Raw genomic sequence first — 25375 nt, forward strand, 5'->3', positions numbered from 1 at the left:
GGCTAGCCTCGCTTTTTGGCCGCCCGCATGACGGCGCTTCGCGCGCGCGGATTCTGCGCCACTTCGTCCTCGCTTGGCCGCACGCCCTTGTTGAGCGCCTCGAGCCGCCGATTGATCTGATCGTCACGAATCGGCACGCCGCGGGGCAGGTCGTTATCGCCGCGCACGTGGTGGCGAATGAAGCGTTTGACCCGGCGGTCCTCGAGCGAGTGAAAGCTGATCACCACCAGGTGCCCACCCGGCGCCAGCGCCTCGAGCGCCGCCTCGAGCGCGGCGTCGAGCTGATCGAGCTCGCCGTTCAAGTGAATCCGCAACCCCTGGAAGGCCTTGGTCGCGGGGTGGCGCCCTTTCTCCCAGGCGGGGTGGGCGGCCTTGAGCACCTCGGCCAGATCGAGAGTATGGGTAAAGGGTTTTTCCGCGCGGCGGGTCACGACCGCACGCGCCAAACGCTTGCCAAAGCGCTCCTCGCCGAGAGCCTTGAACACGTGAGCGATATCGGCTTCGCTGGCGCGCGCCAGAAAATCCGCTGCGCTTTCGCCTTGGGTCGGATCCATGCGCATGTCGAGCGGGCCGTTTCGCATGAAGCTAAAACCGCGCTCCGGGTCGTCGAGCTGTGGCGACGACACGCCGACATCCAACAGGATGCCGGCGAGCTTGCCGTGAAGGCCGAGCTCTTTGGCGTACTCGCCAAGGCGAGCGAACTCGCGCCGGGTGATCGCAAAGCGTGGGTCGTCGATCTCGGCGGCGGCAGCGATCGCCTGCGGGTCGCGGTCCATGGCCAGAAGCCGGCCGTTCTCATCGAGGCGTGAAAGAATCAGGCGCGAATGGCCACCGCGGCCAAAGGTCCCGTCCAGATAGACACCGTCGGTTTGATGAACGAGGGTATCGACCGCGCCGTCCAGCAACACGCTGGTGTGGCGAAAGTCGGAAACGGGCTGGCTTACAGAGGACATGTTACGCACGCTGTGTTGAAAGGCCCTGACGGGCCTTTTATGGAAATGGGGAGTCGGCCGATAAGCCGGGTTCTGTCGTGGACAGTCATTCCTCTAGGCGCTTTGTCGCCAAAGCGCTCAAGCAACCTACCCGGACCCAGCGCGGGCCACGCCAATGGGTCCCTATTTGGTCTTGCTCCGAGTGGGGTTTACCTTGCCACGCACTGTTGCCAGGCGCGCGGTGCGCTCTTACCGCACCCTTTCACCCTTACCGGTCCACAAGGAACCGGCGGTCTACTCTCTGCTGCACTTTCCGTCGGCTCGCGCCGCCCAGGCGTTACCTGGCACTCTGCCCTATGGAGCCCGGACTTTCCTCCCCTGCGCACGCGCAGCGGCGACTGTCTGGCCAACTCCGGCGGCAAGCATACCAGCGCCCTGCCCGCGCCTCAATGCTCGGTTTTCATTACGCGTTTCAAGACCCTTACCTACCTTATGAGTCGGGTTTCATCATTTGAAGCCGCGCGTACCACTCTTTCTTGCGCCCGCCTAGAAGGTTCGCTGCAATCGCCGCGCCCTGCTTGACGCCCACGCCCTCATCGAGCAGCGTTTTCAAAAGCGTTTCGTCGTCGATGCTCTGCTCGCGCACCTCGCGTGCTGCCGGCGCGCCGCCGATCATGACCACGAACTCGCCGCGCGCCTGATTGGGGTCTGCGGCCAGAATATCGAGAAGCTCTGATGCCACCCCCTGCAAGAAGGTCTCGAACGTTTTGGTCAGCTCACGGGCCAGCACGATGGGACGCTCTGGCATCTGCTCGGCGAGCGCCTCGAGGGTGGCCGCTATCCGGTGAGGGGATTCGTAGAACACCAGCGTCTCTTCGCGCTTTTGGTAGTTCTCCAACACCTGGCGCCGGGCGCCGGCCTTGGCGGGCAAAAAACCGGCGAAGATGAAGCGGTCGGTGGGTAGCCCCGCCCCGCTAAGCGCGGCCGTCAGCGCACACACCCCGGGAATGGGGACGATATGGCGGTTGCGCGAACGCAGCGCTCTTACCAGAATGAACCCCGGGTCACTGATCAGGGGCGTTCCGGCATCGCTGATCAAGGCGATACTTTCGCCGGCTTCGAGATAGGCGTCGAGCGTGTCTACCCGGTGCGCTTCGTTGTGCTCGTGAAGCGACAGCAGAGGCTTGCTGATCCCCAAGTGACTTAAAAGCCTTGCGCTGTGCCGGGTGTCCTCGGCGGCGATGCGCGATACGCTTTCAAGAATCCGGGCGGCACGCGGCGTCAGGTCCTCCAAATTCCCAATTGGCGTGGCAACCACGTACAATGTGCCCGGAGGCTGGTAGCTCATATTGGCTCCTGATTGACTATTCTGGATTGACCGATAGCTATCGCTGATGGTGCGCTATGCTTGTGCAAGGATTAAGGGATTCGTCCTCGGCTTTAAACAGCGCCAACGAAAAAACCAAGGAAGCATACATGAAACGTTCACTCCGTGGCCTGCTCGCCACCGCCTTTACGGCTTTACTGATCAGCGGCTGTGCCATTCAACAGCCCGGCGGTGTCGACCGCATATCCGACGAAGACGCCGGGCGGCTGTTGAGCCAGGCCGAACAACAGGGCCCCGAGCAGGCCTCGCTGAGCCGGCTCGAAGCCGCCACCATTCTGGCAGGCCAGGGCCAGCGTGAAGCGGCGTTCGACGCCGCTGCTGCGGTGGACGAAGCGAGCCTGTCCGAGCGCGACCGGGTACGCTGGGCACTGCTTTACTCTGAACTCGCTCGGGCACTCGACGACCCACGCGCGGTACTGCGCGCAACGCAAGTGCTGGATGACGAGCTACCGATGCAGGGTAATGAGCAGCAAACCCTGCGCGAGCGGGCACAGTGGGCCCGCCAGGCAATGGACGAGCCGGGCCGTGTTCAGGCCACCCTGCCGGCACTGGAGGGCGAAGACATTCGCCGAATCATGGTCGCACTACCCCAGTCCGGACCACTCAGTAGCGTTGCCGACACCATCAGTAACGCCATGCGCGAGCACAACAAGGTTCGCGGCCAGGGCGTCGAGCTGACCTTCATCGACTCCTCGCAGTACTCCACTGACGAGCTTTACAGCCGCGCCCAGCAAATGAACGCCCAGTTGATCGTCGGCCCGCTGGACAAGGAAGACGTTACCCAACTCGAGCAGCGCGCGAGCGTTCCGCTTCCGACGCTGGCGCTGAACTACGGCAGCAGCGCACAAAACCAGGCCGCGGGCCTTTTCCAGTACGGCTTGTCCGCTGAAGACGAAGCCCGCCAGGTAGCGCGGCGCGCCTATCAGGACGGTCGCCGCCAAATAGCGGTCATGGTGCCGGACAACGATTGGGGCCGCCGCGTGGGCGAGGCCTTCTGGAACGAGTTCCACCAACTGGGCGGCGAAGTACCCAACGCCGTGCGCTATAACCCGAGCAACGACGTCTCAAGCGCGGTGGAAACGGCACTGAACGTCAGCGGCGGTCGCGCTCAGCTGGGTGACACCGATGGGCTATTCTTGCTCGCGTTGCCCGAGTACGCCCGCCAGGTGCCGCCGATGATGGACTTCTATTACGCTCAGAAGCTGCCGATCTACGCCACCTCGCACCTGCACGAAGGCACCCAGGAGCGGCGCTTGAATCAGGATCTCGATGACGTGATGTTCGTCGACATCCCGTGGCAAATTCCGGACGCTGCGGTGGGCGGAGCCGAAGCGCTGCCCTTCTACTCGAGCTACCAGGCGCTTCACGGCGAAGGCGACGCCTCGCTGTTCCGCCTTCAGGCGATGGGCGTCGATGCGCTCGAGCTTGCTACGCACCTGTCCGATCTCTCCTCCCTTCAAGGCTTCAACGGCAGCACCGGCACGCTGTCGATCGCCGGCGACGGACGTATTTACCGCGAACTGCCCTGGGCGCGCTTCCAGAACGGCCGCCCCGCGCCGATTCTGTCGCCGGGACTTTTGGGTGACGAATAAGCCGCAAACCGCGCGCCGTCGCGGTGCCGCCACCGAGCAGCTTGCGGCTCGGTGGCTCGAAGAGCGAGGCTTGACGCTTGTCAGCGCGAACTATCAGATCAAGGGCGGCGAGCTCGATTTGATCATGCGAGATGGCGACACGCTGGTATTTGTCGAGGTCAAGCACCGCGCCACGACGCGAAGCGGCCACCCGCTCGAAACCATCACGGCACAAAAGCAGCGCCGCCTGATTCGGGCGGCGTCGCTCTATTTAGCGCGCACGGCTGTCTCGACACCCTGTCGTTTTGATATTCTAGCGATCACCGGTCATCCACCTGCTCTCGAGTTTCATTGGGAGAAGGCGGCGTTTGACGCATACTGACTTATACCAGGAAGCCCTCATGGACTTTCAATCCCGAATTTTGAGCCACTTCAATTCAAGCATTGATACCAAAACCTACGCCAGCGAAGTGCTGCCGCCGTTCATCGAAGTCGCCAGCCAAATGATGGTCCAGTGCCTGGTCAACGAGGGCAAGATTCTTGCCTGCGGCAACGGCGGCAGCGCCGGCGATAGCCAGCACTTCTCGGCAGAGCTTTTAAACCGCTTCGAGCGTGAACGCCCGAGCCTTCCGGCGCTGGCGCTGACCACCGACACCTCCACGCTCACCTCGATCGCCAACGACTATAGCTACAACGAAGTCTTCTCCAAGCAGATTCGGGCGCTGGGCCAACCCGGCGATATACTGCTGGCAATTTCGACCAGCGGTAATTCTGCCAACATCGTCCAGGCGATCCAGGCGGCTCATGATCGCGACATGGCGGTGGTCGCGCTGACCGGGCGCGACGGCGGCGACATGGCCTCGCTTTTGGGCCAGGACGACTGTGAAATCCGCGTGCCGGCCACCTCGACCGCGCGCATCCAGGAGGTACATCTGCTGGCGATCCACTGCCTGTGCGATCTCATCGACGAGCAGCTATTCGGCGGCGGCGCTTAGGCCCACCGCTCACACGACCTTTTTTATTCATATTTTCAGGAGTCGGCGATGGCCCTTCGCAACGCATTTCGTTCCTTTTGCCTGATCACCGCCTGCAGCGCGGTGCTGCTGGCCGGCTGCGCCAACAACTCGGCGTCCAACCCGTCCAACTACGCCCAGCGCAGCGACGACGTCGAGGCGGTCGACGCCACCATCGAGCGCCAGATCGAGCGCGCTCTCGATCAGGCGGACGCCCGTCTGGGCGACGCGCGCATTCGCGCCCACAGCTATAACGGCACGGTGCTGCTGGTCGGCCAGGTGCCGAGCGAAGAGCTACGCACCATGGCGGGTGAGGTGACCGGCGGCTTGCGTGGCGTCAACCAGGTACACAACCAGCTCTCGATCGCCGCCAACCTGCCCACGAGCCAGCGTTTGACCGATACCTGGCTGACCACCAACGTGGTAAGCCACCTGGCCACCAACGAGCACATCGATTCATCGAAGCTCAAGGTGACCACCGAGAACGCCAGCGTCTACCTGATGGGCATGGTGACGCGTCAGGAAGCGGATCGCATCGTCAATGCGGCCTCTGCCGTCAGCGGTATCCAGCGCATCGTCAAGGTATTCGACTACATCGACTGATCGGCGCCTTGAAGGCCTGAATCATTGGCGCGATCACAAGCCACGAAAAAGCCCCGCACACTGACCGTGTGCGGGGCTTTTCGTGCGAAGGGTGCGGCTATTTGACGACGCGAAGCGTTGGCTTCTTTTTGGCCTTGCCCTTCTCCTTACTCGGCGCATCGCCCTGACTTTCGTCGGCAGGGCCGGTGACGCTTAGCTGCGGGCCAGTGCTTTCGCTCTCATCGATCTCCGAGGTTTCGAGCTCCTCATCGTCGCTGTCGAGTTCCGGCTCCTGACCAAACACCATGCCCGCGCCGTTTTCACGGGCGTAAATGGCGATCAGCGCCTCAATCGGCACCATGACCTGCATCGGCTGGCCACCAAAGCGTGCGCTGAAGCCGATGGCCTCGTTCTCCATGAACAGATCGCGCACCGCCGTTGGGGCGACGTTCAACACGATCTGACCGTTTTGCACGAATTGACGCGGCACCTCGACGCCGGGCTGGGTCGCATCGACCACCAGGTGCGGGGTCAGCTCGTTGTCCAGAAGCCACTGGTACAGCGCCCGGGCAATATAGGGACGGCTCGACTTCATAAGACTCCCCTTGTTTCCATAACGCCCCGCGAGCGGGACCAAAAGCATTTACGCGCGCATCTCTTTTTCGCGCTCGTTCAGGGCAGCCTTGAACGCATCGCGCTCGAATACCCGCGCCATGTAATCCATCAGCGGCTTGACCTGCTTTTCCGGAAGCTCGATGTTGAGCTCCGGCAAACGCCAAAGGATCGGTGCAAGGCAGCAGTCCACCAGGGTGAACTCTTCACTCATGAAGAAAGGCATATCCTCGAAGATCGGCGAGATACCGATCAGACTTTCACGAAGCTCCTTACGCGCCTTCTCGGCCTCTTTCTTGCCGCCGGTGCGGATCTGGTCGAGCATCGGGCACCACTCGCGCTCGATGCGGTGCATCCAGAGCCGGCTCTGAGCGCGGGCAACCGGATAAACGGGCAGAAGCGGCGGATGCGGGAAACGCTCGTCCAGGTACTCCATCATCACCTTGGACTCGTACAGCACCAGATCGCGATCCAAAAGCGTGGGTACGCTGTTGTAGGGGTTGAGATCGGCTAATTCCTGCGGCGGCTGATCGTCGCTAACGTCAACGATGTCGACGGCGACCCCTTTTTCAGCCAGAACAATGCGCACTCGATGGCTAAAATGATCGTCATTACCGGAGTAAAAGATCATAGAAGACCGCTTGGCCACAACACCCATGAAAGCATCCTCGCATCAAAACAATAGACAATAATAACATGTCAGCGCCCGCCTGGGGGATACGGCCCCGCGCCATCCCAAAGCGCCCAAGGCACCTTAACATTTTCAGCGCGGTTTGGACCCGGGTGGCGTCAACGCAACGACCTGACACAAAAAACGCCCAGGCCAAGGGCCTGGGCGTTTTCTTCGAAGCGCGTAAAAAAATTAACGCTTGGAGAACTGCGGACGACGACGTGCTTTACGCAGACCGACTTTCTTACGCTCGACCTGACGCGCATCGCGAGTCACGTAGCCGGCGGCACGCAGCGCAGGACGGAAGTCTTCGTTGTACTCCATCAGCGCGCGGGTGATGCCGTGACGAATGGCGCCGGCCTGGGCAGAGCCACCGCCGCCTTCGACAGTCACGTAGACGTCGAACTGGTTCAGCGTTTCGGTCAGCTCGAGCGGCTGGCGAACCACCATACGACCGGTAACGCGACCAAAGAACTCGTCAAGCGCGCGGTTGTTAACGGTGATATTGCCGGAACCCGGCTTGAGGAACACACGAGCGGTGGAAGTCTTGCGGCGCCCGGTACCGTAGTATTGCTGTGACATGGCGAAGATTTCCTTAAATGTTCAGTTCAAGCGGCTGTTGGGCGGCGTGGGGATGCTCGGTTCCCGCGTACACTTTGAGCTTGGAGTGCATGGCGCGACCCAGCGGACCTTTCGGCAGCATGCCCTTGACGGCAAACTCGATGATACGCTCCGGCGCATGATCCTTGAGCTGGTTGAAGGTCATGGAACGCAGACCGCCCGGGTATCCGGTGTGACGGTAGTAATTCTTGTCAGTGGCTTTCTTGCCAGTGACCTGAATCTTCTCGGCGTTGATCACGACGATGTAGTCGCCGGTGTCAACGTGAGGCGTGAATTCGGGCTTATGCTTGCCACGCAGGCGGCGAGCGATTTCGGTAGCCAGACGACCGAGCGTTTTGTCCGTGGCATCGACAACATACCAGTCGCGCTGGACGGACTGCGGCTTAGCACTGAACGTCTTCATGGATGAAATTCACCAGATAAAGTGTATTGGGTAACGCGGCCCAGGGCCGTGCACCATCCCTATTTTTTTTGGTTACGACCCGTCAAACGCGGCCAGTAACGGTTAGCGAGGCGGCATTCTACACGAGCAGTAGCGACAAGTTAAGCGCCCGGGCGAATTTTTCTCCGGGCGCCATCGTCACCGCGCCAGCGCTTGTGAATTCTGGTTCATGAGCCCGGGCCCAAAAGTCAGGGCTTGTGCGCCAGCGCCAGGTACTCCTGAGACTGCATCTCCTGAAGCCTTGAGAGCGTTCGCTCGAACTCGAAAGCGAGCTTGCCATCGGTGTAAAGCGACTCCACCGACACCTGGGCCGACATCAAAAGCTTCACTCCGCGGTCGTAGAACTCATCGACCATATTGATGAAACGCCGCGCCTGGTCTTCTGTTTTAGCGCTCATTTGGGGCACGTTCGACACCAGCACGGTGTGAAACTCCCGGGCGAGCTCGATGTAGTCGTTCTGGCTACGCGGGCCGTCGCACAGCTCGCGAAACTCGAACCAGGCGGTCCCTTCATAGAGCCGGCGTGTTTTGAGCACGCGGTGGTTGACCTCGAGCGGCGCGCCCTCCTCTCCGCTTTGACCGGCAATTTCCCTGAAGCTTCGCGCAAGCTCTTTTTCGGCGGCCTCGTCGCAGGGGGTATGGAAGATCTCGGCACGCTGTAGTGCGCGCAGGCGATAATCGACGCCGGAGTCGACGTTGACCACCTCGCAGTGGCGGTTGAGTAGATCGATGGCGGGGAGAAAGCGCGCGCGCTGCAGGCCATCCTTGTAGAGATCATCCGGCACGATGTTGGAGGTCGCCACCAGTACGACGCCGCGCTTGAACAGCGCCTCCAGCAGGTTGGCCAGAATCATCGCATCGGTGATGTCCTTGACGAAGAACTCGTCAAAGCAGATCACTCGCGCTTCAGACGCGAACTTGCCGGCGATCAGCTCCAGCGGGTTCTTCTCGCCCTTGTAGTGATTGAGCTCGTTGTGCACCCGCTGCATGAAGCGGTGAAAGTGGGTGCGCATCTTCTCGGAAAACGGCAGCGCCTCATAGAAGGTATCGACCAGGTAGGTTTTGCCACGCCCCACGCCGCCCCAGAAGTAGAGCCCACTGACCCGCGGCATCGGCGCCTCATCCGGGGTTTTCTTCTTGCCGACGAACCCAGCCATGCGCGCCTTGAATCCCTTGTTGGCGACCACGGTCTTGGGCGTGGTCGAGGGGGTGGCCAACAGGTCGTCGTAGAGGCGCTGCAGGTGCTCGACTGCTTTCTCCTGGGCGGCATCGTATTGAAAATCATCGCGCTCGAGATCACTTTTGTAGCGCGCCATGGGCGTGGACGGATGCGTGGCGGAAACCTTTGCCGAGGCGGCTTTCGATGACATTCAAACACTCTCCCGGTTTAAAGCGCGGCCAGTCACGGAACTGCCGCAAGGCGGTGTAGTGGGCAAGCGCGATGCAACGCGCTGTAAATTCGGCTGATTATACGCACGATGACGCCCTGGCGCATCGGCGCATTGACCCACAAGGCCTACAGGCGCCTATAATGAAGTTTGCGTAAGCGCTGCGCTTGAACTGATCCAACCTGGTTTTAGGGAGAAAACTGTGGAAGCAAACTCACCCTTGTTATTCGTGCTCATCGGCCTGGTCATTGGCTTTTTGATCGGCCTTTTGTGCTATCGCCTCATGAGCAAAGGGGAACGCCATCGGGCATCACTGAAACAAACGCTTCTGGAGCGCGAGCATCAGATTGCCGAGCTGAAAAAGGCCCAGGGACGCCATGTTGGCGAGGTTCGCCAATGCCTGGAGGCGATTCGACATCAGGCCGATGAGCTCGAGGACAAGCTCGACACCAACACCGAGCAGTGGGAGCTCGCCCACACTCCGGCAGCCCCCTTCGACGAGACCGTTCAGGCGAGCAAGACTACCGCCCCGGCCAAACCTGCAAAGCCCGCCGCACCGGCGCCGGCTGAAGCGACGTCAAAGACTCCGCAAACCTCAGAGACCCCGCCAACGCCGCGCGACTACGCCGACGGCAAGGGCGGTACGCTCTCCGAAGAGTACGGCCTCAAGGACTCCAGGGCCAAGGAACCCGCCGTGGATCAGCCGCCGCGTTATTGATGGACTGGCGCATCACCACCCAAAAAGCGAGGGCGTCGAGCCCTCGCTTTTTCGTTTGAAGGCGCAAGAATCACGCCGGGTTATCGATATCCACGAAGCGGTGGGTCAGCCCGTACTCGTCGGCCAACCACTCACCGAGCGCCTGAACGCCGTAGCGCTCGGTGGCGTGATGGCCAGCGGCCAGATAGTGAATTCCCATCTCCCGAGCCAGGTGGGTGGTTCGCTCGGAGATCTCGCCGGAGACGAACGCCTGAGCCCCCGCATCAAACGCCTGAGTGATCATGTCCTGGGCGCCGCCGGTACACCAAACGATGCGCTCGATACTCGCCACGTTGGGCGCTTCGATCACCGTGGGCGCACGCTCGAGTACGGCTTCGACGCTGGCTGCAAGCGTTTGAATCGACTGCGCCTCGGGTAGCCGACCGGCGTACAAAAGCCCCTCGCCCAGCTCGCCGTCGAGACACCCTTCCACCTTCCAACCCAGCCGCCGAGCGAGCTCGACGTTGTTGCCGAGATCCGCGTGGGCATCCAGCGGCAAATGATAGGCCAGCAGGTTGATGTCGTGATCGAGCAGCGTCTTGATGCGCCGGTACTTCATGCCGGTCAGCGCCACCGGCTCGTTTTTCCAGAAGTAGCCGTGATGCACCAGCACCGCGTCGGCCTGCCAGGCCACGGCCTCGTCGAGCAGTGCCTGGTTGGCGGTGACGCCGGTCATGAGGCGGGTGATGGACTCACGCCCCTGGACCTGAAGGCCGTTGACGGTGTAATCCTTGAAGCGCGAGGCGCGAAGCTGATGGTCGAGGGCGCTGGCTAGCTGGTCGCGGTTAACCACGTCGTCTCCTTTTAGAGCTAAGCTACTGAGGAAGGTGGGCAAAAGTGTTACCCTAACGGTTATTGCAGAGCTTTATGTCGTTGCAGAACTCGATGTAGTTGCAGAATTTGATGTTGCTGCAAAACGTGATGTTGCTGCAAAACGTTATAGTGTAAAGCCCGCGCCGCGTTACCGCGAACCGGCACGCGGCTCCCATCGAGACCCAGTGATCGCCAACGGCTGAGGATGTACCGCATGCACCGCTACGTGCTGCCCTATGTGTGGCCTATCGTGACCGGCGTCCTTTTAGCGGCGTTTTTACTCTTCGTTTTTCCGAATCATCTGCCCAACCCGTTTCGATCGACGCCCGAGCCCGCGCCGCCGCAGGCGATGGTGCCGACCTCGCAGAATAGTATTGAGGCACCAGAGCGTCCGCGCCCGGAAATTCGCCAGGCCGCTCCGCTCGACCGCACCCAGGGCCCGGCAAGCTACGCCGACGCGGTGGACCAGGCCGCCCCGGCGGTGGTCAACATCTACTCGTCGCGCATCGTCGAGCGCGACCAGCACCCACTGATGTCCGACCCCTTCTTTCAACAGTTTTTCCGCGGCGATGACCCGACCGCGCACCAGCGCATGCTGTCGAGCCTGGGCTCCGGGGTGATCATTAGTCAGGACGGCTACGTACTGACCAACCACCACGTCATCAACGACGCCGACCAGATCCAGGTGGCGCTGCGCGACGGGCGCGAAACCCTGGCCGACGTGGTCGGCACCGACCCGGAAAGCGATCTGGCGGTACTGCGTATCGACCTGGACGATCTTCCGGTGATCGAGCTAAGCGACTCCCAGGAAGTCGCCGTGGGCGACGTGGCGCTGGCGATTGGCAATCCCTTCGGCGTGGGGCAGACGGTCACCATGGGCATCATCAGCGCCACCGGCCGCAGCCATCTGGGGCTCAACGCCTACGAGGACTTCATTCAAACCGACGCGGCGATCAACCCGGGCAACTCCGGCGGCGCGCTGGTCAACGCCGAAGGCGCCCTGGTCGGCATCAATACGGCGATTTTTTCACGCTCCGGCGGGTCTCAGGGCATCGGCTTCGCCATTCCGGCGAACCTGGCCCACAGCATTTTGAACGAGCTGGTGACGCGCGGTCGGGTCATCCGCGGGTGGCTGGGTATCGAGGCGCAGGCGCTGTCGCGGGAGCTGGCGGCATCGTTTGGGCTGCGCACCCCGCAGGGCGTCATCGTGGCAGGCGTGGTGAGCGGCGGCCCGGCGGCCCAGGCGGGCCTTCAGCCCGGCGATGTGCTGCTCTCCATCGACAACCAGGCCATTCTGGATGCCCGCGCGACCATGAGCGACATTGCCTCGATCGCACCGGGCACCACGCTGCCGCTCACCGTGGTACGCAACGGTGAGCGTATCGAATTAACGCTGGAAGTGGGCGAGCGCCCCACGCCGACCGAAATGACGCTCGACCGGCGCGCCGAGTCCTGAAAAAAGGCAGCGCCAGGCGCTGCCAAAAATCTCAGGGTAGCCCTTACCGACGCTCAATCGCGAATACGGTATTCCGCCGAGCGGGCGTGGGCGGTGAGCGACTCGCCCCGGGCAAGCACGGAGGCCGTTTTGCCAAGCGCCGAGGCGCCTTCGGCAGAGCAGTGGATGATCGACGAGCGCTTTTGGAAGTCGAACACGCCCAAAGGCGACGAGAACCGCGCGGTGCCCGAGGTGGGCAGTACGTGATTCGGCCCGGCGCAGTAGTCACCCAGCGCCTCGGCGGTATAACGGCCCATGAAGATCGCACCGGCGTGACGCACGTGCTCGGCAAGCCGCTCGGGCTCGGCCACCGACAGCTCCAGGTGTTCGGGGGCGACGCGATTGACCAGCGCCAGCGCATCTTCCTCGTTTTGGCACAAAATCAGCGCGCCGCGCCGAGCGAGCGACGCGCGCACGATCGCCTCGCGCTCGAGCGTAGGCAAAAGCCGCTCGATGGCGCGCTCGACGGCGTCGAGGTGCTCGGCGTCCCAGCTAACGAGAATCGCCTGGGCGTCCTCGTCGTGCTCGGCCTGGGAGAAGAGATCCATCGCCAGCCACTCCGGGTCGGTCTGCCCGTCCGAGACCACGAGAATTTCCGAGGGCCCGGCAATCATGTCGATGCCGACCTGACCAAACACCGCGCGCTTGGCGGTGGCCACGTAAATGTTGCCCGGCCCGACGATCTTGTCGACCCGCGGCACGCTTTCGGTGCCAAACGCGAGCGCCGCTACCGCTTGGGCGCCGCCGATGGTGAAGACGTAGTCCACCCCGGCCAGGTGCGCCGCCGCGAGCACCAGCTCGTTGAGCACACCGTCCGGCGTCGGCACGACCATGACGATCTCGCCGACACCCGCCACATGGGCGGGAAGAGCGTTCATCAACACCGACGAGGGGTACGCCGCCTTGCCACCGGGCACGTAGATACCGGCGCGGTCGAGCGGCGTCACCTTTTGCCCTAACACCGTGCCGTCCGGCTCTTCATACTGCCAGCCGCTGGGCTTTTGATGCTCGTGGTAGCGCCGAATGCGCTCGGCAGCGACGTTTAACGCCTCACGCTGATCCGAAGGCAGGCCATCGAAGGCGGCCTTGAGCCGCTCTGGCGCAAGGCAAAGCTCGGACATGCTGGCAACACTGAGGCGATCAAAGCGATTGGTCGCCTCGATCACCGCCTGATCGCCGCGTGCTTTGACATCGGCAAGAATGGCGCTCACCCGCGCCTGAACCTCTTCGTTGGAAACCCCCTCCCAATCGAGCAGCGCGTCGAGCCTTGCATCAAACGCGCCGTCGGCCGTGGAGAGCCGGTGGATCAAGGCCGCTTTATCACTCATCGAACACCTCTCAGGGTTGGGCAGACGCTGCCTGGCGCTTTGAAACCGCGTCCTGCAGCCGTGAAAGCAAGGGTTTGATGCGATCGTGCTTCATGGTCATGGCAGCCTTGTTGACCACCAGCCGCGTGCTGATCTCGGCGATCAGCTCCCGCGGCTCCATACCATTGGCGCGTAGCGTGTTACCGGTGTCGACGATATCGACGATCTCATCGGCGAGGTTCATCAGCGGCGCAAGCTCCATGGCGCCATAAAGTTTGATCACCTCGGCCTGAATGCCCTGCTCGGCGTAGTAGCGCCGGGCCACGTTGACGAACTTGGTGGCGACCCGGCGACGCGCTTTCAAGGGCGCCTGCCCGGTAACACCCGCGGTCATCAGCTTGCAGCGGGCAATGTCGAGATCGACGGGCTCGTAAAGGCCTTCGGCGCCGTGTTCGAGCAGCACGTCCTTGCCGGCGATCCCCAGATCTGCCGCGCCGAGCTGGACGTAGGTAGGCACATCGGTGGCGCGAATGACGACCAGTTTGACATCGCTCAGGTTGGTATCGAATAACAGCTTGCGGCTTTTGCCGAGATCCTCCGCCGGCGTAATGCCGGCGTCGGCCAGAAGCGGCAGCGTCTCTTCCAGAATGCGCCCCTTGGAGAGCGCCAGAATCAGTTGCTTACTCATGGATTAGGCCAGTGGTTGGTCGCGTGGCTAGCCGGGAATGCGGCGAATCTTCGCCCCCAGCAACTGCATTTTTTCTTCGATGCACTCGTAGCCGCGATCGATATGGTAGATGCGGTCTACCAACGTCTCGCCTTCGGCCATCATCGCCGCAATCACGAGAGAGGCCGAGGCGCGAAGGTCGGTGGCCATCACCGGCGCGCCAGAGAGCCGGTCTACCCCGGTGATCAGCGCCGCGTTGCCCTCGAGCGCGATGTTGGCGCCCATGCGGTTGAGTTCCTGAACGTGCATGAAGCGGTTTTCAAAGATGGTTTCCACCACCCGCGAGTGGCCTTCGGCCACGGCGTTCATGGCCACGAACTGCGCCTGCATGTCGGTAGGAAACGCTGGATACGGCGCGGTGCGAATATTGACCGCTTTCGGGCGCTTGCCGTGCATGTCGAGCTCGATCCAGTCTTCGCCGCAGGTGATATCGGCCCCCGCCTCCTCGAGCTTGGCGAGCACCGCCTCCAGAATGTCGGCCCGCGTGCGCGTCACCTTCACCCGTCCGCCAGTCATCGCCGCCGCGACCAGAAACGTCCCGGTTTCGATGCGATCCGGCATGACGTCGTGCTCACAGCCGTGAAGCGACTCGACCCCTTCGATGACGATGGTGTCGGTGCCGTGCCCCTTGATGTTCGCGCCCATCTTGATCAGGCACTCGGCCAGGTCCACCACTTCCGGCTCGCGGGCCGCGTTTTCCAGCACCGTTTTACCTTCGGCGAGCGTGGCCGCCATGAGCAGATTTTCGGTACCGGTGACGGTCACGGTATCGAAGTAGATGGTCGCGCCCTTGAGGCGGCCATCGACGCTTGCGCGAATGTAGCCGGCTTCGACGCGAATGGAGGCGCCCATTGCCTCCAGCCCGCGGATATGCAGATCCACCGGGCGCGAGCCGATCGCACAGCCGCCGGGCAACGACACATCGGCCTGGCCAAAGTGGGCAAGCAGCGGGCCGAGCACCAGAATCGAGGCGCGCATTTTCTTGACCAGCTCATACGGCGCGTGGCACTCGGTGACCTGGGAGCCGTCGAGCTGAATGCTCAAACGCTCGCCCATCACCGGCTCAACGCCCATGCGGCCCAGCAGTTCGAGGGTCGTGGTGATGTCCTGCAGGTGCGGCAGGTTGCCGATCACGACCGGCCCTTTCGATAGAAGGCTGGCGCAAAGAATGGGGAGTGCCGCGTTTTTCGCGCCGCTCGCCCACACTTCACCGTCGGCGCGGCCGTTGCCGGTAATCAGGAGTTTATCCATGCTCCGCCTCTTATTGGGCGTTTTCCGGCGCGGTTTGCCACTGCGCCGGAGTATAGGTTTTGATACTGATCGCGTGCAGCGCGCCGGAGGCGATTTCGTCGCTCAGTGCCTGATAGACAAGCTGCTGACGCTTGACCGGTGAAAGCCCTTCAAAGGCTTCCCCCACGGCAACCACCTGAAAGTTGCAACCTTCCCCCTGAATATGAAAGTCACATCCGTCGATGCGGGATTCAAGCAGCGCTTTTACCTCGTTGGGTTGCATGAGACAGAAAACTCCTCTGGGGACGTCGGTGAATTGAACATCGGTCGTCGAAAACGGAGCCGACATCATAAAGAAAAGCGCCGCGCTTGGCGATGGGCGGGGATTAGTCGGTCAGCGCGTGGTGAGGATGAGCAACCAATTCGTCGAGCTCGGCCAGAACGGCGAGCCGCATCAAAGGCGCAGAAAGCGTAATTCGCTCGACATCGAGCCCGCGCTCGCGGCAGGTCCGAAGCCACTCGAGCAGCACGCTGATCGCCACGCTCGCGGCCACCTGTACGCCGGATAAATCGAAGGCGACCCGGGAGGTCGCCTCGTTTTCGAGCCACTGCGTGCCCGCAGCGGCCACTCGGGCCGCCACGTTCATGGTCAAGTCGCCTTCAACCACGAGCACCTCGTTTGAATGGCTGAGAGTGACGCCGCCGTGCTGTAACAGCTGGCTCACGCATCGCCTCCGCGCTCGAGCTCGTCGACGCCCACTTCCGGTGCCCAGTTGCGAATGACCGCATCGTAGTCGCGATTTTGCTGGCGCATCGCCTGGTCGAACTGGTTGCGGAACGTCAGCCCCAGATTGATGCCGTTAACGATGACGTTGACGACCTTCCATTCGCCGTTGGCAAGCCGCAGGCTGTAGCTGACCGGATAGACCTGGCCGTTGGTGGCGACAACTTCCATATCGACGCTGGCCTGGTCCTCGTAGCGCTGACCGCGCTGGTTGTCGAGTACGCGCAGATCCTCATAGTCGTAGGTGACCAGGCCCTTGGCGTAGGTGTCGATCAGCGTTTGACGAAACACCTGGGCGAAACGGCTGCGCTGGTCCGGCGTAGCGTTCTGGAAGTAGCTGCCCATGACGCTTGCGCCGATGTAGCGAAAGTCCGCCACTTCGTCGAGGGTATCGTCGACGACGTCCTTGAGCTCGTTGATATTGCTGGCGTAGTAGTCCTTACGCCCTTCCAGGCGCGACATGAAACTTGTGACGTTGTCACGAATCATCGCCTCTGGCGACTGGCTTTGGGCGCTTGCGGTCAGCGGCAGAGCAAAGGCCACCGCCGCCAGCAGCGCGGTCAGCCAGTAACGGAGCGGGTGTTGGATCGCTTGCATGGCACTTACCTCTTTGTGAGTGTGGGTCTTGTGAGTGTCGATCTGGTGAATATTGACCTATCTATACGGTTCAGCCGCTAGCTGCCCGCCATGTTGGATACGAACTGTTGAATGAGCTCCTCGAGCACCAGCGCCGACTGGGTGTCGCGAATCACGCCGCCATCCTCGAGCATCTCGGGCGAACCGCCGACGCTAAGCCCGATGTACTGCTCGCCCAGAAGCCCTGCGGTCAAAATCGCCGCGGTCGAGTCCTGGGAGAGCTGGCCTTCCAGCTCGCTGTCCAGACTCAGCACGACGCGGGCGTCGTACCACTCGGTGTCGAGATCGATGGATTCGACCCGGCCAACGGTGACGCCGGCCATGGTCACACGGGCTCGGGGCTTTAGACCGCCGATATTGGAAAAGTTGGCTTGAAGCTGAAAGGTTTGCGTTGGCGCCGACAGCGACAGCCCGCTGACCCGAAGGCCCAGGAACACCAGCCCGACAATGCCCGCAAGCATGAACAAACCCACGCCGAACTCCATGGTTTTACTGCGTTTCATCAACGTGCTCCGCTATCAAAGGCCGCCGAACATCACGGCGGTAAGTACAAAATCGAGCCCCAACACCGCCAGAGACGAGTACACGACGGTGCGGGTAGTGGCGCGGGAAATCCCCTCGGAAGTAGGCACCAGGTCATACCCCTGGAACACCGCAATCCAGGTCACCACCAGGGCGAACACCAGACTCTTGATCATGCCGTTGCCTACATCGACGATGAAAGAGACGCTGGCCTGCATGTTGCTCCAATAGGAGCCCTCGAACACGCCCAGCCACTCGACACCGACGAGGTAGCCGCCGTAAATGCCCACGACGCTGAACCCAATGGTCAAAATGGGCAGTGCAACGAACCCGGCCCAAAGCCTGGGCGCGACCACGCGCTTGAGCGGGTCGACCCCGATCATCTCCATGCTGGTGAGCTGCTCGGTCGCCTTCATCAGGCCGATTTCGGCGGTCAGTGCCGAGCCTGCGCGTCCGGCAAAGAGCAAGGCGGCTACGACCGGGGCCAACTCGCGCAGCAGTGACAGCGCCACCATTTGACCCAGCGCCTGCTCGGCGCCGAAGTCGACCAGAATAGTATAGCCCTGCAGCGCCAGCACCATGCCGATAAAAAGCCCGGAGACGAGCACGATGGCCAGTGACAGCACGCCCACGAAGTGCATCTGACGAAGCCACAGCGAAAAACCTTCCCTGGAAGGAACGCCAATGCCTGCCTGGGCGAGAAACGCGCCGGCCCGGCCCAATGCTTCGACGGTTTCGCACGCCTTACGGCCGAACCGCGTGATGCGGTGGCTGGCTTGCGTTAGTAGTGACCGCATCATCCTGTCCTTTTGGGGTGCGTCTGGCCCAGCATATCGCTATAAAATCCCGGCGCCGGGTAGTGAAACGGCACCGGGCCGTCCGGCTCGCCGTGAACGAACTGGCTCACCCGCGGGTCGTCGCTGGTATCGAAGGTGGCCGGCGTGCCTTCGGACACGACCTGACCATCGGCGATCAGATAGAGGTAGTCGGCAATACTCAGCGTCTCCTTGATGTCGTGAGACACTACCACCGACGTCAAAGCGAGCGCTTCGTTGAGCCGCTTGATGAGCTGGACCAGCACGCCCATCGAGATCGGGTCCTGACCAACGAAAGGTTCGTCATAGAGCACCAGCTCCGGGTCGAGCGCAATGGCGCGAGCCAGCGCCACGCGCCGGGCCATACCGCCGGAGAGCTCGGCAGGGGTTAACTCGCGGGCGCCACGCAGCCCCACTGCCTGCAGTTTCATTAGCACCAGATCGCGAATCATGGCATCAGGGAGGTCCGTGTGTACTCTCAGCGGAAACGCGACGTTTTCGAATACGTTCAAATCCGAAAACAGCGCCCCGCTTTGAAACAGCATGCCCATTCGCTTTCGCAGCGTGAACAGCGCCTTGCGCGAAAGCCGGTGCACGTCCTGACCGTCGATCAGAATCCGTCCACGGTCCGGCGTGAGCTGCCCGCCCATGAGCTTTAAAAGCGTCGTTTTGCCCGTACCGCTTGGCCCCATGATGGCGGTGACCTGACCGCGCGGAATACGAAGGTTCACACCGCGGAAGATGTCGTGGTCACCGCGAGAGAAATGCAGATTTTCGATTTCGATGAAGGGCGCGGGAGTCATGGGTGGATAAACCCTCCTCTTGGGGCGGATAGCTGACCAACTAACCGCAAACGCAGGAACGCGGGCTCATCAGGACCGGCTTTCAAAAAAAACAGTGTTTTCGAATAGTAGCGAACATTGTACCTTAACGCCACCTGTCGCCGCCTTAACCAACGCGCAAATCCTTGACGCCAAAGGCGCTAACGCCTTGTTAAAAATGGCCGTACCAGTGCGCCAGCGCAAAATGCTATTCTAGATCGCTGTCCCACGACATCTTTATTCAAGAGGCCCTCATGCCCGCGTTTCACGGCACCCCCGGCGCTTTACGCGAAAGCGCCCTGCGCACGCTTTCGATCGAGCAGGCCGCCATTGGCGAGCTCCAGGAGAAGCTGGACGAACATTTCGACCGGGCCTGCGCCCTGATTCTCGCCTGCCAGGGGCGCGTCGTGGTCACCGGCATGGGGAAATCCGGCCATATCGCCGGTAAACTCGCCGCCACGCTTGCCAGCACCGGTACGCCGGCGTTTTTCGTCCATCCGGGCGAGGCGAGCCACGGCGATCTGGGCATGATCACCCGCGCCGATGTGGTCATCGCACTGTCCAACTCCGGTGAAACCGCCGAGGTCACAGCGCTGCTGCCGTTATTAAAGCGTCTGGGTGTGCCCTTGATCAGCATGACCGGCCGGCCGGACTCTACGCTTGGCACTCACGCCGATGCGCATCTAAACAGCGGCGTTGCCCGCGAGGCGTGCCCGCTGGATCTCGCCCCGACCAGTTCGACCACCGCCGCCCTTGCACTGGGCGATGCGCTGGCGGTGGCGCTGCTGGAAGCGAGAGGCTTCACCGCCGAGGATTTCGCGCTATCGCATCCCGGCGGCAGTCTTGGCAAGCGCCTGCTTTTGCGCGTCAAGGACTTGATGCACAGCGGCGATCGCCTGCCGACGGTGGCGCTTGGAAGCCCGCTACGCGATGCGCTGCTGGAAATCACCCGTCAGGGGCTGGGCTTTACCTGCGTGGTGGACGATCAGGGGCGTCTGGCCGGTGTCTATACCGACGGCGATCTGCGCCGCACCCTGGACGAGCATTTCGACCTTCGCGAAGTCAGCGTCGACGAGGTGATGACACGGCCCGGCAAGCGCGTGGGGCCCAACATGCTCGCCGCCGAAGCGGTACGCCTGATGGAAGATAGCCGTATCACGGCGCTGGCGGTCGTGGATGAACACGAGCGCCCGATCGGTGCCTTACACATGCACGACCTGCTCTCCAGCGGCGTGATTTGATCAACGTTTACCTTACTTGATGATAACGGAGTCCCCATGGCCGTACCCGATGCTCTCAACGACCGCCTTCGTAACGTTCGCCTGCTCGCCATCGACGTGGATGGCGTCATGACCGATGGACGCCTCTATTTCCAGGCCGACGGCATCGAGATCAAGGCGTTTCACACCCAGGATGGACACGGGCTCAAACTGCTCAAACGCGCCGGCTTTCACGTTGCGCTGATTACCGGCCGCGACTCTCCCATGGTCAGCCAGCGCGCCGCCGCCCTCGGTATCACCCACGTCCACCAGGGGGTCGAGGACAAGCTCGCCACGCTTAAAGCGCTCTGCTCGCGGCTATCACTGGATCTCGATCAGGTGGCCTACTGCGGTGACGATCTGCCGGATCTCAAGTGCATCAAGCGCGCAGGCGTCGGCATCACCGTCCCCAACGCCCCGGACTATATGCACACCCACGCCGACTGGATCACCGATGCGCTCGGCGGCCACGGCGCGGTGCGCGAAATTTGCGACACGCTGCTGATGACCCAGGGCCACTGGGACGCGGTGATGGATACCTATCTTTAACATGACTACCTATCTTTAACATGACTACCTGTCTATAACCTTGCGGTCGCGATGATCGCGCGCAAGACTCAACGGCTCTCCTCGACGAAAGCCGCCCTTGAACCGACCCCGAGGTGACACGATGCCGGGCTCGACGGCAAGACGGATCAAAAAACGCCTTTGGCTTCCCGCCCTGGTCATCGCCCTGGGCGCCTGGCTTGTGTGGCTGGACCCGGGCGGCCCGGCGACGGTCGCGGTCGACCCGGACGTACAGCGCGAAGAGCCCGGCCACGTGCTCGAGAATGCAGGGCTTACGCTTTTCAACGACACCGGCGGGGTCTCTCAGCGCCTCGATACGCCGCGGCTGGTGCATACGCCCCAGCGCGCGCTGACCGAAATCGAGGCGCCGCGGGCAACGCTTTACGACAGTGAGCAGCGTCAATGGCTTGCCAGCGCCGATCATGGCACGCTGCAAAACGAGCGCCAGACGCTGATCCTGGAAGGCAACGCCCGGCTGCTCGCCCCGGACGAGGGCTGGCAGCTCGATACCGAGCGCCTACACTACGAGGGTCTCGAGCGCCACGCCTATACCGAGGCGCCCGCACTTTTGCAGCAGCCGCCCCAACGTATGAGTGCCGAGCGCATGGACGTCTGGCTCGATGAAAGCCAGGTACGCATGAGCGACAACGTGCGCGGCACGCATCCGCCGGTTCAAGCGCGACAAGCCGCCGACCCGACACCCCAGGACCCTACCGTTTCGGATTCCACCTTGCAGGAGTAGTTATGCACGCTTATTTACGAATCGCACTGCTGAGCCTGGCGCTGCCGCTGACCGCCCAGGCGCAAACCAGCCAGGCGCCCGTCGAAGTGGAAGCCGACCGGCTCGACCTCGACCAGCGTGCGGGCACCGCGGTCTATTCCGGCAACGTCAACATTCGCCAGGGCGAGATGCAGATTCGCGGCGACCGCGTCGAAATCACGCGCAACGATGCCGGCGAGCTCTCCCAGGCGACCGCCACCGGCGAGCGCGCCTATCTTCGCAACCAGCTCGAAAATGAGCCGGCGCCCATGGAGGGCTGGGCGCGACGCATCGTTTACCACGTCAGCGAGCGCCGGGTCGAGCTGATCGATCAGGCCGAGCTCACCCAGCGCAGCGACCGCTTTCGTGGCGGGCGGCTGGAGTATTTTATCGACCGCGAAGTGGTTCAGGCGCGCTCCGACGTCAGCGGTGGCGACAACCAGCGCATTCGCATGACGCTGCAGCCCGCGCAATAGGAGAGTCATCGTGTCGAGCACCCAACCTGAAGCGATCAAGACGCTTCACGCCCGCCACCTGGCCAAAAGCTACAAGCGCCGCCGGGTGGTCAAGGATATCAATCTGGAGATCACCCAGGGCAGCGTCGTGGGCCTGCTTGGCCCTAACGGGGCGGGCAAGACGACCTCGTTTTACATGATCGTGGGGCTGGTCAAGGCGGATGCCGGAAGCGTAGGTATCGACGAGCTGGATTTGACCCGGGCACCGATGCACGAACGCGCCATCGCCGGCATCGGCTATCTGCCCCAGGAGGCATCGATCTTTAGAAAGCTCTCGGTGGCCGACAACATCATGGCCATTCTGGAGACGCGCAAGGAGCTGGACCGCCCTGCCCGCCAGGCGCGCCTGGAGCAGCTGCTGGAAGATTTTCACATCACCCACATTCGCGACAACCTGGGGATGAGCCTCTCCGGTGGCGAGCGCCGCCGCGTGGAAATCGCCCGGTCGCTGGCCACTGACCCGGCCTTCATCCTGCTCGACGAACCCTTCGCCGGGGTGGATCCAATTTCCGTCGGCGAGATCAAGTCGATCATCCTTGCGCTCAAGGCGCGCCATATCGGCGTGTTGATCACCGACCACAACGTCCGTGAGACGCTGGATATCTGCGACATCGCCTATATCGTCGGCGACGGCCATATCATCGCAAGCGGCGACGCCGACGCCATTCTTGGCGATCAAAAGGTGCGCGAGGTCTATCTGGGCGCAGATTTTCGCCTCTAACCCGGTGACAACCATAAAGTTCCGGGTAGTGGCATATTTATTGCACTTGCGTCGAACCCCGTCTCGCTCTAGTGTGGAGCTTTACGAGTAACGAGTGGTTCTTCGATGGTCATGAAAGCTTCTCTACAGCTGCGCGTCGGTACGCAGCTGACCATGACACCGCAGCTGCAGCAGGCTATCGCCCTGCTGCAGCTCTCGACGTTGGACCTGCGCCAGGAGATCCAGCAGGCGCTCGACGCCAACCCGCTTTTAGAGCAGGAAGACGAATTCGGCGAAGAGACAACCCAGGAGACGCCAGAAACCGAGTGGGAAGAGAGCATCCCCCAGGAGCTTGCCACCGACAGCGAATGGTCCGACACCTACCAGGACATGGCCGCCGGTGGCAGCGGCGAAGGCCCGGATTTCGAGCGCCAGGCCACTGGCCAAAGCCTTCAGGGGCATCTGTTGTGGCAGTTGGCGATGACGGATACCAGCCCACGAGACCATGCCATTGCCGAAAGCCTGATCGATGCGCTGGATGCCAACGGCTACCTGACCCAGCCGCTTAACGACATTCGCGAAGGCCTTAAGGCCCAGGGCCTGGACGGCCTGAGCCAGCGGGAGGTGGAAAACGTGCTGCTGCGCGTGCAGCAGTTCGAGCCCACCGGCGTGTTCGCCCGCGATCTGCGCGAGTGTCTGCTGCTACAGCTGGCAGCGCTTGCCGACGATACTCCGCTGCTGATGCAGGCCCGGCGCCTGGTGCGTCAGTTTCTGGAAGCGCTGGGCAAAAACGACCTGCGCCTGTTGAAACGCCGCCTCAGCCTCGATGACGAGCAGCTCGACGATGTGGTTCGGCTGATTCGAAGCCTCGACCCGCGCCCGGGCAGCGCCTTTGGTGCCACCAACCAAAGCTACATCACCCCGGACCTGGTGGTCCGTCACGACCAGGAAGGCTGGCATCTCGAGCTCAATCCGGAGGCGCTGCCCAAGCTTCGCGTTCAGCCGGACTACGCCAGCCTCATCAAGCGCGCCGACAAGAGCCAGGACAATCAGTTCTTGAAAGAACACCTGCAGGAGGCGCGCTGGCTGATCAAGAGCCTGTCGAGTCGAAACGACACCCTTTTGCGCGTTGGCCGCGAAATCATCGCTCGCCAGATCGGTTTTCTGGAGCGCGGCGAAGAAGCGATGAAACCGTTGATTCTCGCCGACATCGCCGAAGCGGTGGAGATGCACGAGTCGACGATCTCGCGGGTCACGACGCAAAAATATATTCACACGCCCCGCGGCGTATTCGAGCTCAAGTACTTTTTCTCGAGCCAGGTGAGCGGTCAGGACGGCGGCGACAGCCACTCCAGCACCGCGATCCGCGCCCGGCTCAAAAAACTGATTCAAGACGAAACGCCAGGCAAGCCGCTATCGGACAGCCATTTGGTCACGCTACTCGAGGCCAACGGCATCAACGTGGCCAGGCGCACCGTGGCCAAATACCGCGAAGCGATGGGCATTCCCTCCTCCAGTGAGCGGCGCCGTTTACGTTAAACGGGAAACTTGCCGGCAGGGCTTTGCAATGGCGGAAAAAGGGTTACAATCGAAGGACAGTCCTGGATTAGGAGTACGTCGATGCAAGTGAACATTACCGGTCATCACCTGGAACTGACAGACGCCCTGCGTGACTACGTCAACGAGAAACTCGAGCGTATCGAACGCCACTACGACAACATCACCACCGTGCAGGTGACGCTGTCGATCGAAAAGGAGCGTCAGCAGGCCGCCTGCACGCTGCATGCTTCGGGCGCCGACGTACACGCCGAAGCCGAGGACAACGATATGTATGCCGCCATCGACGCCCTGGCCGACAAGCTCGACCGCCAACTGGTAAAACACAAGGAAAAAGCACAGGCCCGCGCCCAGGGCGCTGGCGTGCGTTAATTCGATGACCCTGGAAACCATACTCCCCCCGGAGCGCGTGCTGTTCGACGTCCCCGGGGGCAGCAAAAAACGGGTGCTGGAGTTCTTCAGCACGTTCATCGCTCAAAACACACCGAGCCTGGATAGTCAGGAAGTCTTCAGCCGGCTGGTCGGTCGTGAGCGCCTTGGCAGTACCGGCATCGGCAATGGGGTCGCGATTCCCCACGCCCGAAGTCCGCACTGCAGCGCGCCGATCGCCGGCTTTCTAAAGCTCGCCGAACCCGTCGACTTCGACGCCATCGATGGCGATCCGGTGGATCTGGTGTTCGTGCTGCTGGTACCGGAAGAGGCGGACGACACGCATCTGGCGCTTTTGGGCCAGGTCGCCACCATCATGAACGACGCCACGACCCGCGCGCAGTTTCGAAAGTGTGAAAGCCAGCGCGAGCTTTTAGAGCTGGTCACCGCCCGCATTCGCGAGCAGGCGCAGGGGTAAGCCCACCACCTTCGCTTTTCCCGGCCCTTCAATCGCAATCGCGCT

At 62.1% G+C, this 25375-nt stretch carries 31 protein-coding genes and 1 other RNA gene; 14 read left to right on the forward strand and 18 right to left on the reverse strand.

Features of this window, described 5'->3' with window-relative positions; all coding sequences use genetic code 11:
- Positions 1 to 2: 2 nt before the first annotated feature.
- From rsmH to rsmI, 3 genes are all read right to left on the reverse strand, one after another.
- Positions 3 to 953, reverse strand: a complete 951-nt coding sequence (rsmH, locus tag OCT39_RS09810; RefSeq protein WP_263584292.1) for a 16S rRNA (cytosine(1402)-N(4))-methyltransferase RsmH — start codon at positions 951 to 953, stop codon at positions 3 to 5.
- 45 nt (positions 954 to 998) lie between these two features.
- Positions 999 to 1346, reverse strand: an RNA gene (rnpB, locus tag OCT39_RS09815) — RNase P RNA component class A.
- Between the two features lie 76 nt (positions 1347 to 1422).
- A complete protein-coding gene (gene rsmI / locus OCT39_RS09820; RefSeq protein WP_263584293.1) occupies positions 1423 to 2280 on the reverse strand; it encodes a 16S rRNA (cytidine(1402)-2'-O)-methyltransferase in 858 nt (285 codons plus the stop codon).
- A 128-nt stretch (positions 2281 to 2408) separates the two neighbouring features.
- On the opposite strand from rsmI, the gene OCT39_RS09825 reads away from it, so the two are divergent.
- The 4 genes from OCT39_RS09825 to OCT39_RS09840 are packed head-to-tail and all read left to right on the forward strand — an operon-like array spanning position 2409 to position 5506.
- Positions 2409 to 3911 (forward strand): penicillin-binding protein activator, encoded by a 1503-nt coding sequence (locus OCT39_RS09825; RefSeq protein ID WP_263584294.1) that lies wholly within the window; start codon positions 2409 to 2411, stop codon positions 3909 to 3911.
- On the forward strand, positions 3901 to 4272 hold the full coding sequence (locus OCT39_RS09830) for a YraN family protein (protein ID WP_263584295.1): 372 nt from the start codon (positions 3901 to 3903) through the stop codon (positions 4270 to 4272). Before OCT39_RS09825 ends, OCT39_RS09830 begins: the two co-directional genes overlap by 11 nt.
- Positions 4273 to 4291: 19 nt before the next feature.
- The gene (locus OCT39_RS09835; RefSeq protein ID WP_252107541.1) at positions 4292 to 4885 is read left to right on the forward strand and encodes a phosphoheptose isomerase; all 594 of its coding nucleotides are present in this window, start codon (positions 4292 to 4294) and stop codon (positions 4883 to 4885) included.
- A gap of 48 nt (positions 4886 to 4933) precedes the next feature.
- Complete coding sequence (locus OCT39_RS09840; RefSeq protein WP_263584296.1) at positions 4934 to 5506, forward strand: BON domain-containing protein; 573 nt, start codon at positions 4934 to 4936, stop codon at positions 5504 to 5506.
- A gap of 97 nt (positions 5507 to 5603) precedes the next feature.
- Here the strand turns inward: OCT39_RS09840 and OCT39_RS09845 are convergent, their stop codons facing one another.
- From OCT39_RS09845 to zapE, 5 genes are all read right to left on the reverse strand, one after another.
- Positions 5604 to 6080, reverse strand: a complete 477-nt coding sequence (locus OCT39_RS09845; protein ID WP_263584297.1) for a ClpXP protease specificity-enhancing factor — start codon at positions 6078 to 6080, stop codon at positions 5604 to 5606.
- A 48-nt stretch (positions 6081 to 6128) separates the two neighbouring features.
- Positions 6129 to 6755: a stringent starvation protein SspA gene (gene sspA / locus OCT39_RS09850; protein ID WP_263584298.1), complete on the reverse strand. Its 627-nt coding sequence runs from the start codon at positions 6753 to 6755 to the stop codon at positions 6129 to 6131.
- A 204-nt stretch (positions 6756 to 6959) separates the two neighbouring features.
- Positions 6960 to 7349, reverse strand: coding sequence for a 30S ribosomal protein S9 (gene rpsI / locus OCT39_RS09855; protein ID WP_252107534.1), 390 nt, complete (start codon positions 7347 to 7349; stop codon positions 6960 to 6962).
- Between the two features lie 13 nt (positions 7350 to 7362).
- Complete coding sequence (gene rplM, locus OCT39_RS09860) at positions 7363 to 7791, reverse strand: 50S ribosomal protein L13 (RefSeq protein WP_252107532.1); 429 nt, start codon at positions 7789 to 7791, stop codon at positions 7363 to 7365.
- Positions 7792 to 8018: 227 nt separating this feature from the next.
- Positions 8019 to 9200: a cell division protein ZapE gene (gene zapE / locus OCT39_RS09865; protein WP_263584299.1), complete on the reverse strand. Its 1182-nt coding sequence runs from the start codon at positions 9198 to 9200 to the stop codon at positions 8019 to 8021.
- A 220-nt stretch (positions 9201 to 9420) separates the two neighbouring features.
- Here zapE and OCT39_RS09870 point away from each other — a divergent pair, with 220 nt between their 5' ends.
- Positions 9421 to 9936 carry a YhcB family protein gene (locus OCT39_RS09870; protein ID WP_263584300.1) on the forward strand — a complete coding sequence of 172 codons (516 nt, stop codon included), beginning with the start codon at positions 9421 to 9423 and terminating at the stop codon, positions 9934 to 9936.
- Positions 9937 to 10006: 70 nt separating this feature from the next.
- On the opposite strand, the gene OCT39_RS09875 is transcribed toward OCT39_RS09870, so the two are convergent.
- Positions 10007 to 10768 carry a Nif3-like dinuclear metal center hexameric protein gene (locus OCT39_RS09875; protein WP_263584301.1) on the reverse strand — a complete coding sequence of 254 codons (762 nt, stop codon included), beginning with the start codon at positions 10766 to 10768 and terminating at the stop codon, positions 10007 to 10009.
- 234 nt (positions 10769 to 11002) lie between these two features.
- On the opposite strand from OCT39_RS09875, the gene OCT39_RS09880 reads away from it, so the two are divergent.
- The gene (locus OCT39_RS09880; protein ID WP_311960682.1) at positions 11003 to 12244 is read left to right on the forward strand and encodes a S1C family serine protease; all 1242 of its coding nucleotides are present in this window, start codon (positions 11003 to 11005) and stop codon (positions 12242 to 12244) included.
- A 53-nt stretch (positions 12245 to 12297) separates the two neighbouring features.
- On the opposite strand, the gene hisD is transcribed toward OCT39_RS09880, so the two are convergent.
- The 9 genes from hisD to OCT39_RS09925 form a co-directional block, all read right to left on the reverse strand.
- Complete coding sequence (hisD, locus tag OCT39_RS09885; protein ID WP_263584302.1) at positions 12298 to 13611, reverse strand: histidinol dehydrogenase; 1314 nt, start codon at positions 13609 to 13611, stop codon at positions 12298 to 12300.
- 10 nt (positions 13612 to 13621) lie between these two features.
- Positions 13622 to 14278 (reverse strand): ATP phosphoribosyltransferase, encoded by a 657-nt coding sequence (hisG, locus tag OCT39_RS09890; RefSeq protein ID WP_263584303.1) that lies wholly within the window; start codon positions 14276 to 14278, stop codon positions 13622 to 13624.
- 27 nt (positions 14279 to 14305) lie between these two features.
- Positions 14306 to 15568: a UDP-N-acetylglucosamine 1-carboxyvinyltransferase gene (murA, locus tag OCT39_RS09895; RefSeq protein WP_263584304.1), complete on the reverse strand. Its 1263-nt coding sequence runs from the start codon at positions 15566 to 15568 to the stop codon at positions 14306 to 14308.
- Between the two features lie 10 nt (positions 15569 to 15578).
- Entirely contained in the window at positions 15579 to 15830 is a 252-nt protein-coding gene (locus tag OCT39_RS09900; protein WP_263584305.1) for a BolA family protein, read from the reverse strand.
- A gap of 103 nt (positions 15831 to 15933) precedes the next feature.
- Positions 15934 to 16272 (reverse strand): lipid asymmetry maintenance protein MlaB, encoded by a 339-nt coding sequence (locus OCT39_RS09905; RefSeq protein WP_263584306.1) that lies wholly within the window; start codon positions 16270 to 16272, stop codon positions 15934 to 15936.
- The gene (locus tag OCT39_RS09910; protein ID WP_263584307.1) at positions 16269 to 16928 is read right to left on the reverse strand and encodes a phospholipid-binding protein MlaC; all 660 of its coding nucleotides are present in this window, start codon (positions 16926 to 16928) and stop codon (positions 16269 to 16271) included. The genes OCT39_RS09905 and OCT39_RS09910 overlap by 4 nt, the downstream gene beginning before the upstream one ends.
- Before the next feature lie 77 nt (positions 16929 to 17005).
- Positions 17006 to 17470, reverse strand: coding sequence for an outer membrane lipid asymmetry maintenance protein MlaD (mlaD, locus tag OCT39_RS09915; protein WP_263584308.1), 465 nt, complete (start codon positions 17468 to 17470; stop codon positions 17006 to 17008).
- A 15-nt stretch (positions 17471 to 17485) separates the two neighbouring features.
- Positions 17486 to 18286: a lipid asymmetry maintenance ABC transporter permease subunit MlaE gene (mlaE, locus tag OCT39_RS09920; RefSeq protein WP_263584309.1), complete on the reverse strand. Its 801-nt coding sequence runs from the start codon at positions 18284 to 18286 to the stop codon at positions 17486 to 17488.
- On the reverse strand, positions 18286 to 19107 hold the full coding sequence (locus OCT39_RS09925) for an ABC transporter ATP-binding protein (RefSeq protein ID WP_263584310.1): 822 nt from the start codon (positions 19105 to 19107) through the stop codon (positions 18286 to 18288). The genes mlaE and OCT39_RS09925 overlap by 1 nt, the downstream gene beginning before the upstream one ends.
- 272 nt (positions 19108 to 19379) lie before the next feature.
- Between OCT39_RS09925 and OCT39_RS09930 the strand changes: the two genes are divergently transcribed.
- The 8 genes from OCT39_RS09930 (at position 19380) to OCT39_RS09965 (ending at position 25330) form a co-directional block, all read left to right on the forward strand.
- On the forward strand, positions 19380 to 20366 hold the full coding sequence (locus OCT39_RS09930) for a KpsF/GutQ family sugar-phosphate isomerase (RefSeq protein WP_263584311.1): 987 nt from the start codon (positions 19380 to 19382) through the stop codon (positions 20364 to 20366).
- Between the two features lie 36 nt (positions 20367 to 20402).
- The gene (locus tag OCT39_RS09935; protein ID WP_263584312.1) at positions 20403 to 20933 is read left to right on the forward strand and encodes a KdsC family phosphatase; all 531 of its coding nucleotides are present in this window, start codon (positions 20403 to 20405) and stop codon (positions 20931 to 20933) included.
- Positions 20934 to 21054: 121 nt separating this feature from the next.
- Positions 21055 to 21693, forward strand: coding sequence for an LPS export ABC transporter periplasmic protein LptC (gene lptC / locus OCT39_RS09940; protein WP_263584313.1), 639 nt, complete (start codon positions 21055 to 21057; stop codon positions 21691 to 21693).
- Positions 21694 to 21695: 2 nt separating this feature from the next.
- Positions 21696 to 22187 carry a lipopolysaccharide transport periplasmic protein LptA gene (lptA, locus tag OCT39_RS09945; RefSeq protein ID WP_263584314.1) on the forward strand — a complete coding sequence of 164 codons (492 nt, stop codon included), beginning with the start codon at positions 21696 to 21698 and terminating at the stop codon, positions 22185 to 22187.
- Between the two features lie 34 nt (positions 22188 to 22221).
- The gene (gene lptB / locus OCT39_RS09950) at positions 22222 to 22947 is read left to right on the forward strand and encodes an LPS export ABC transporter ATP-binding protein (RefSeq protein WP_263587325.1); all 726 of its coding nucleotides are present in this window, start codon (positions 22222 to 22224) and stop codon (positions 22945 to 22947) included.
- 105 nt (positions 22948 to 23052) lie between these two features.
- Positions 23053 to 24465, forward strand: a complete 1413-nt coding sequence (locus OCT39_RS09955; RefSeq protein WP_263584315.1) for an RNA polymerase factor sigma-54 — start codon at positions 23053 to 23055, stop codon at positions 24463 to 24465.
- 81 nt (positions 24466 to 24546) lie between these two features.
- Positions 24547 to 24855 (forward strand): ribosome hibernation-promoting factor, HPF/YfiA family, encoded by a 309-nt coding sequence (gene hpf / locus OCT39_RS09960; RefSeq protein ID WP_263584316.1) that lies wholly within the window; start codon positions 24547 to 24549, stop codon positions 24853 to 24855.
- A 4-nt stretch (positions 24856 to 24859) separates the two neighbouring features.
- Complete coding sequence (locus tag OCT39_RS09965) at positions 24860 to 25330, forward strand: PTS sugar transporter subunit IIA (protein ID WP_263584317.1); 471 nt, start codon at positions 24860 to 24862, stop codon at positions 25328 to 25330.
- Positions 25331 to 25375 lie beyond the last annotated feature (45 nt).

This window comes from Halomonas sp. GD1P12 (genome assembly GCF_025725645.1).
In the GTDB taxonomy this organism is placed as follows: Bacteria; Pseudomonadota; Gammaproteobacteria; order Pseudomonadales; family Halomonadaceae; genus Vreelandella.

Excerpts from the sequence above, each read along its gene's own strand:
- mlaD (WP_263584308.1), bottom strand. The coding sequence starts at position 17,470 with ATGAAACGCAGTAAAACCATGGAGTTCGGCGTGGGTTTGTTCATGCTT.
- OCT39_RS09845 (WP_263584297.1), bottom strand. The coding sequence starts at position 6,080 with ATGAAGTCGAGCCGTCCCTATATTGCCCGGGCGCTGTACCAGTGGCTT.
- OCT39_RS09900 (WP_263584305.1), bottom strand. The coding sequence starts at position 15,830 with ATGCAACCCAACGAGGTAAAAGCGCTGCTTGAATCCCGCATCGACGGA.
- lptC (WP_263584313.1), top strand. The coding sequence starts at position 21,055 with ATGCCGGGCTCGACGGCAAGACGGATCAAAAAACGCCTTTGGCTTCCC.
- OCT39_RS09840 (WP_263584296.1), top strand. The coding sequence starts at position 4,934 with ATGGCCCTTCGCAACGCATTTCGTTCCTTTTGCCTGATCACCGCCTGC.
- OCT39_RS09935 (WP_263584312.1), top strand. The coding sequence starts at position 20,403 with ATGGCCGTACCCGATGCTCTCAACGACCGCCTTCGTAACGTTCGCCTG.
- murA (WP_263584304.1), bottom strand. The coding sequence starts at position 15,568 with ATGGATAAACTCCTGATTACCGGCAACGGCCGCGCCGACGGTGAAGTG.
- sspA (WP_263584298.1), bottom strand. The coding sequence starts at position 6,755 with ATGGGTGTTGTGGCCAAGCGGTCTTCTATGATCTTTTACTCCGGTAAT.
- rsmI (WP_263584293.1), bottom strand. The coding sequence starts at position 2,280 with ATGAGCTACCAGCCTCCGGGCACATTGTACGTGGTTGCCACGCCAATT.
- hisG (WP_263584303.1), bottom strand. The coding sequence starts at position 14,278 with ATGAGTAAGCAACTGATTCTGGCGCTCTCCAAGGGGCGCATTCTGGAA.
- rpsI (WP_252107534.1), bottom strand. The coding sequence starts at position 7,349 with ATGTCACAGCAATACTACGGTACCGGGCGCCGCAAGACTTCCACCGCT.
- OCT39_RS09825 (WP_263584294.1), top strand. The coding sequence starts at position 2,409 with ATGAAACGTTCACTCCGTGGCCTGCTCGCCACCGCCTTTACGGCTTTA.
- OCT39_RS09910 (WP_263584307.1), bottom strand. The coding sequence starts at position 16,928 with ATGCAAGCGATCCAACACCCGCTCCGTTACTGGCTGACCGCGCTGCTG.
- OCT39_RS09835 (WP_252107541.1), top strand. The coding sequence starts at position 4,292 with ATGGACTTTCAATCCCGAATTTTGAGCCACTTCAATTCAAGCATTGAT.
- hpf (WP_263584316.1), top strand. The coding sequence starts at position 24,547 with ATGCAAGTGAACATTACCGGTCATCACCTGGAACTGACAGACGCCCTG.
- OCT39_RS09965 (WP_263584317.1), top strand. The coding sequence starts at position 24,860 with ATGACCCTGGAAACCATACTCCCCCCGGAGCGCGTGCTGTTCGACGTC.
- OCT39_RS09930 (WP_263584311.1), top strand. The coding sequence starts at position 19,380 with ATGCCCGCGTTTCACGGCACCCCCGGCGCTTTACGCGAAAGCGCCCTG.
- zapE (WP_263584299.1), bottom strand. The coding sequence starts at position 9,200 with ATGTCATCGAAAGCCGCCTCGGCAAAGGTTTCCGCCACGCATCCGTCC.
- OCT39_RS09925 (WP_263584310.1), bottom strand. The coding sequence starts at position 19,107 with ATGACTCCCGCGCCCTTCATCGAAATCGAAAATCTGCATTTCTCTCGC.
- OCT39_RS09955 (WP_263584315.1), top strand. The coding sequence starts at position 23,053 with ATGGTCATGAAAGCTTCTCTACAGCTGCGCGTCGGTACGCAGCTGACC.
- rplM (WP_252107532.1), bottom strand. The coding sequence starts at position 7,791 with ATGAAGACGTTCAGTGCTAAGCCGCAGTCCGTCCAGCGCGACTGGTAT.
- hisD (WP_263584302.1), bottom strand. The coding sequence starts at position 13,611 with ATGAGTGATAAAGCGGCCTTGATCCACCGGCTCTCCACGGCCGACGGC.
- rsmH (WP_263584292.1), bottom strand. The coding sequence starts at position 953 with ATGTCCTCTGTAAGCCAGCCCGTTTCCGACTTTCGCCACACCAGCGTG.
- mlaE (WP_263584309.1), bottom strand. The coding sequence starts at position 18,286 with ATGCGGTCACTACTAACGCAAGCCAGCCACCGCATCACGCGGTTCGGC.
- OCT39_RS09880 (WP_311960682.1), top strand. The coding sequence starts at position 11,003 with ATGCACCGCTACGTGCTGCCCTATGTGTGGCCTATCGTGACCGGCGTC.
- lptA (WP_263584314.1), top strand. The coding sequence starts at position 21,696 with ATGCACGCTTATTTACGAATCGCACTGCTGAGCCTGGCGCTGCCGCTG.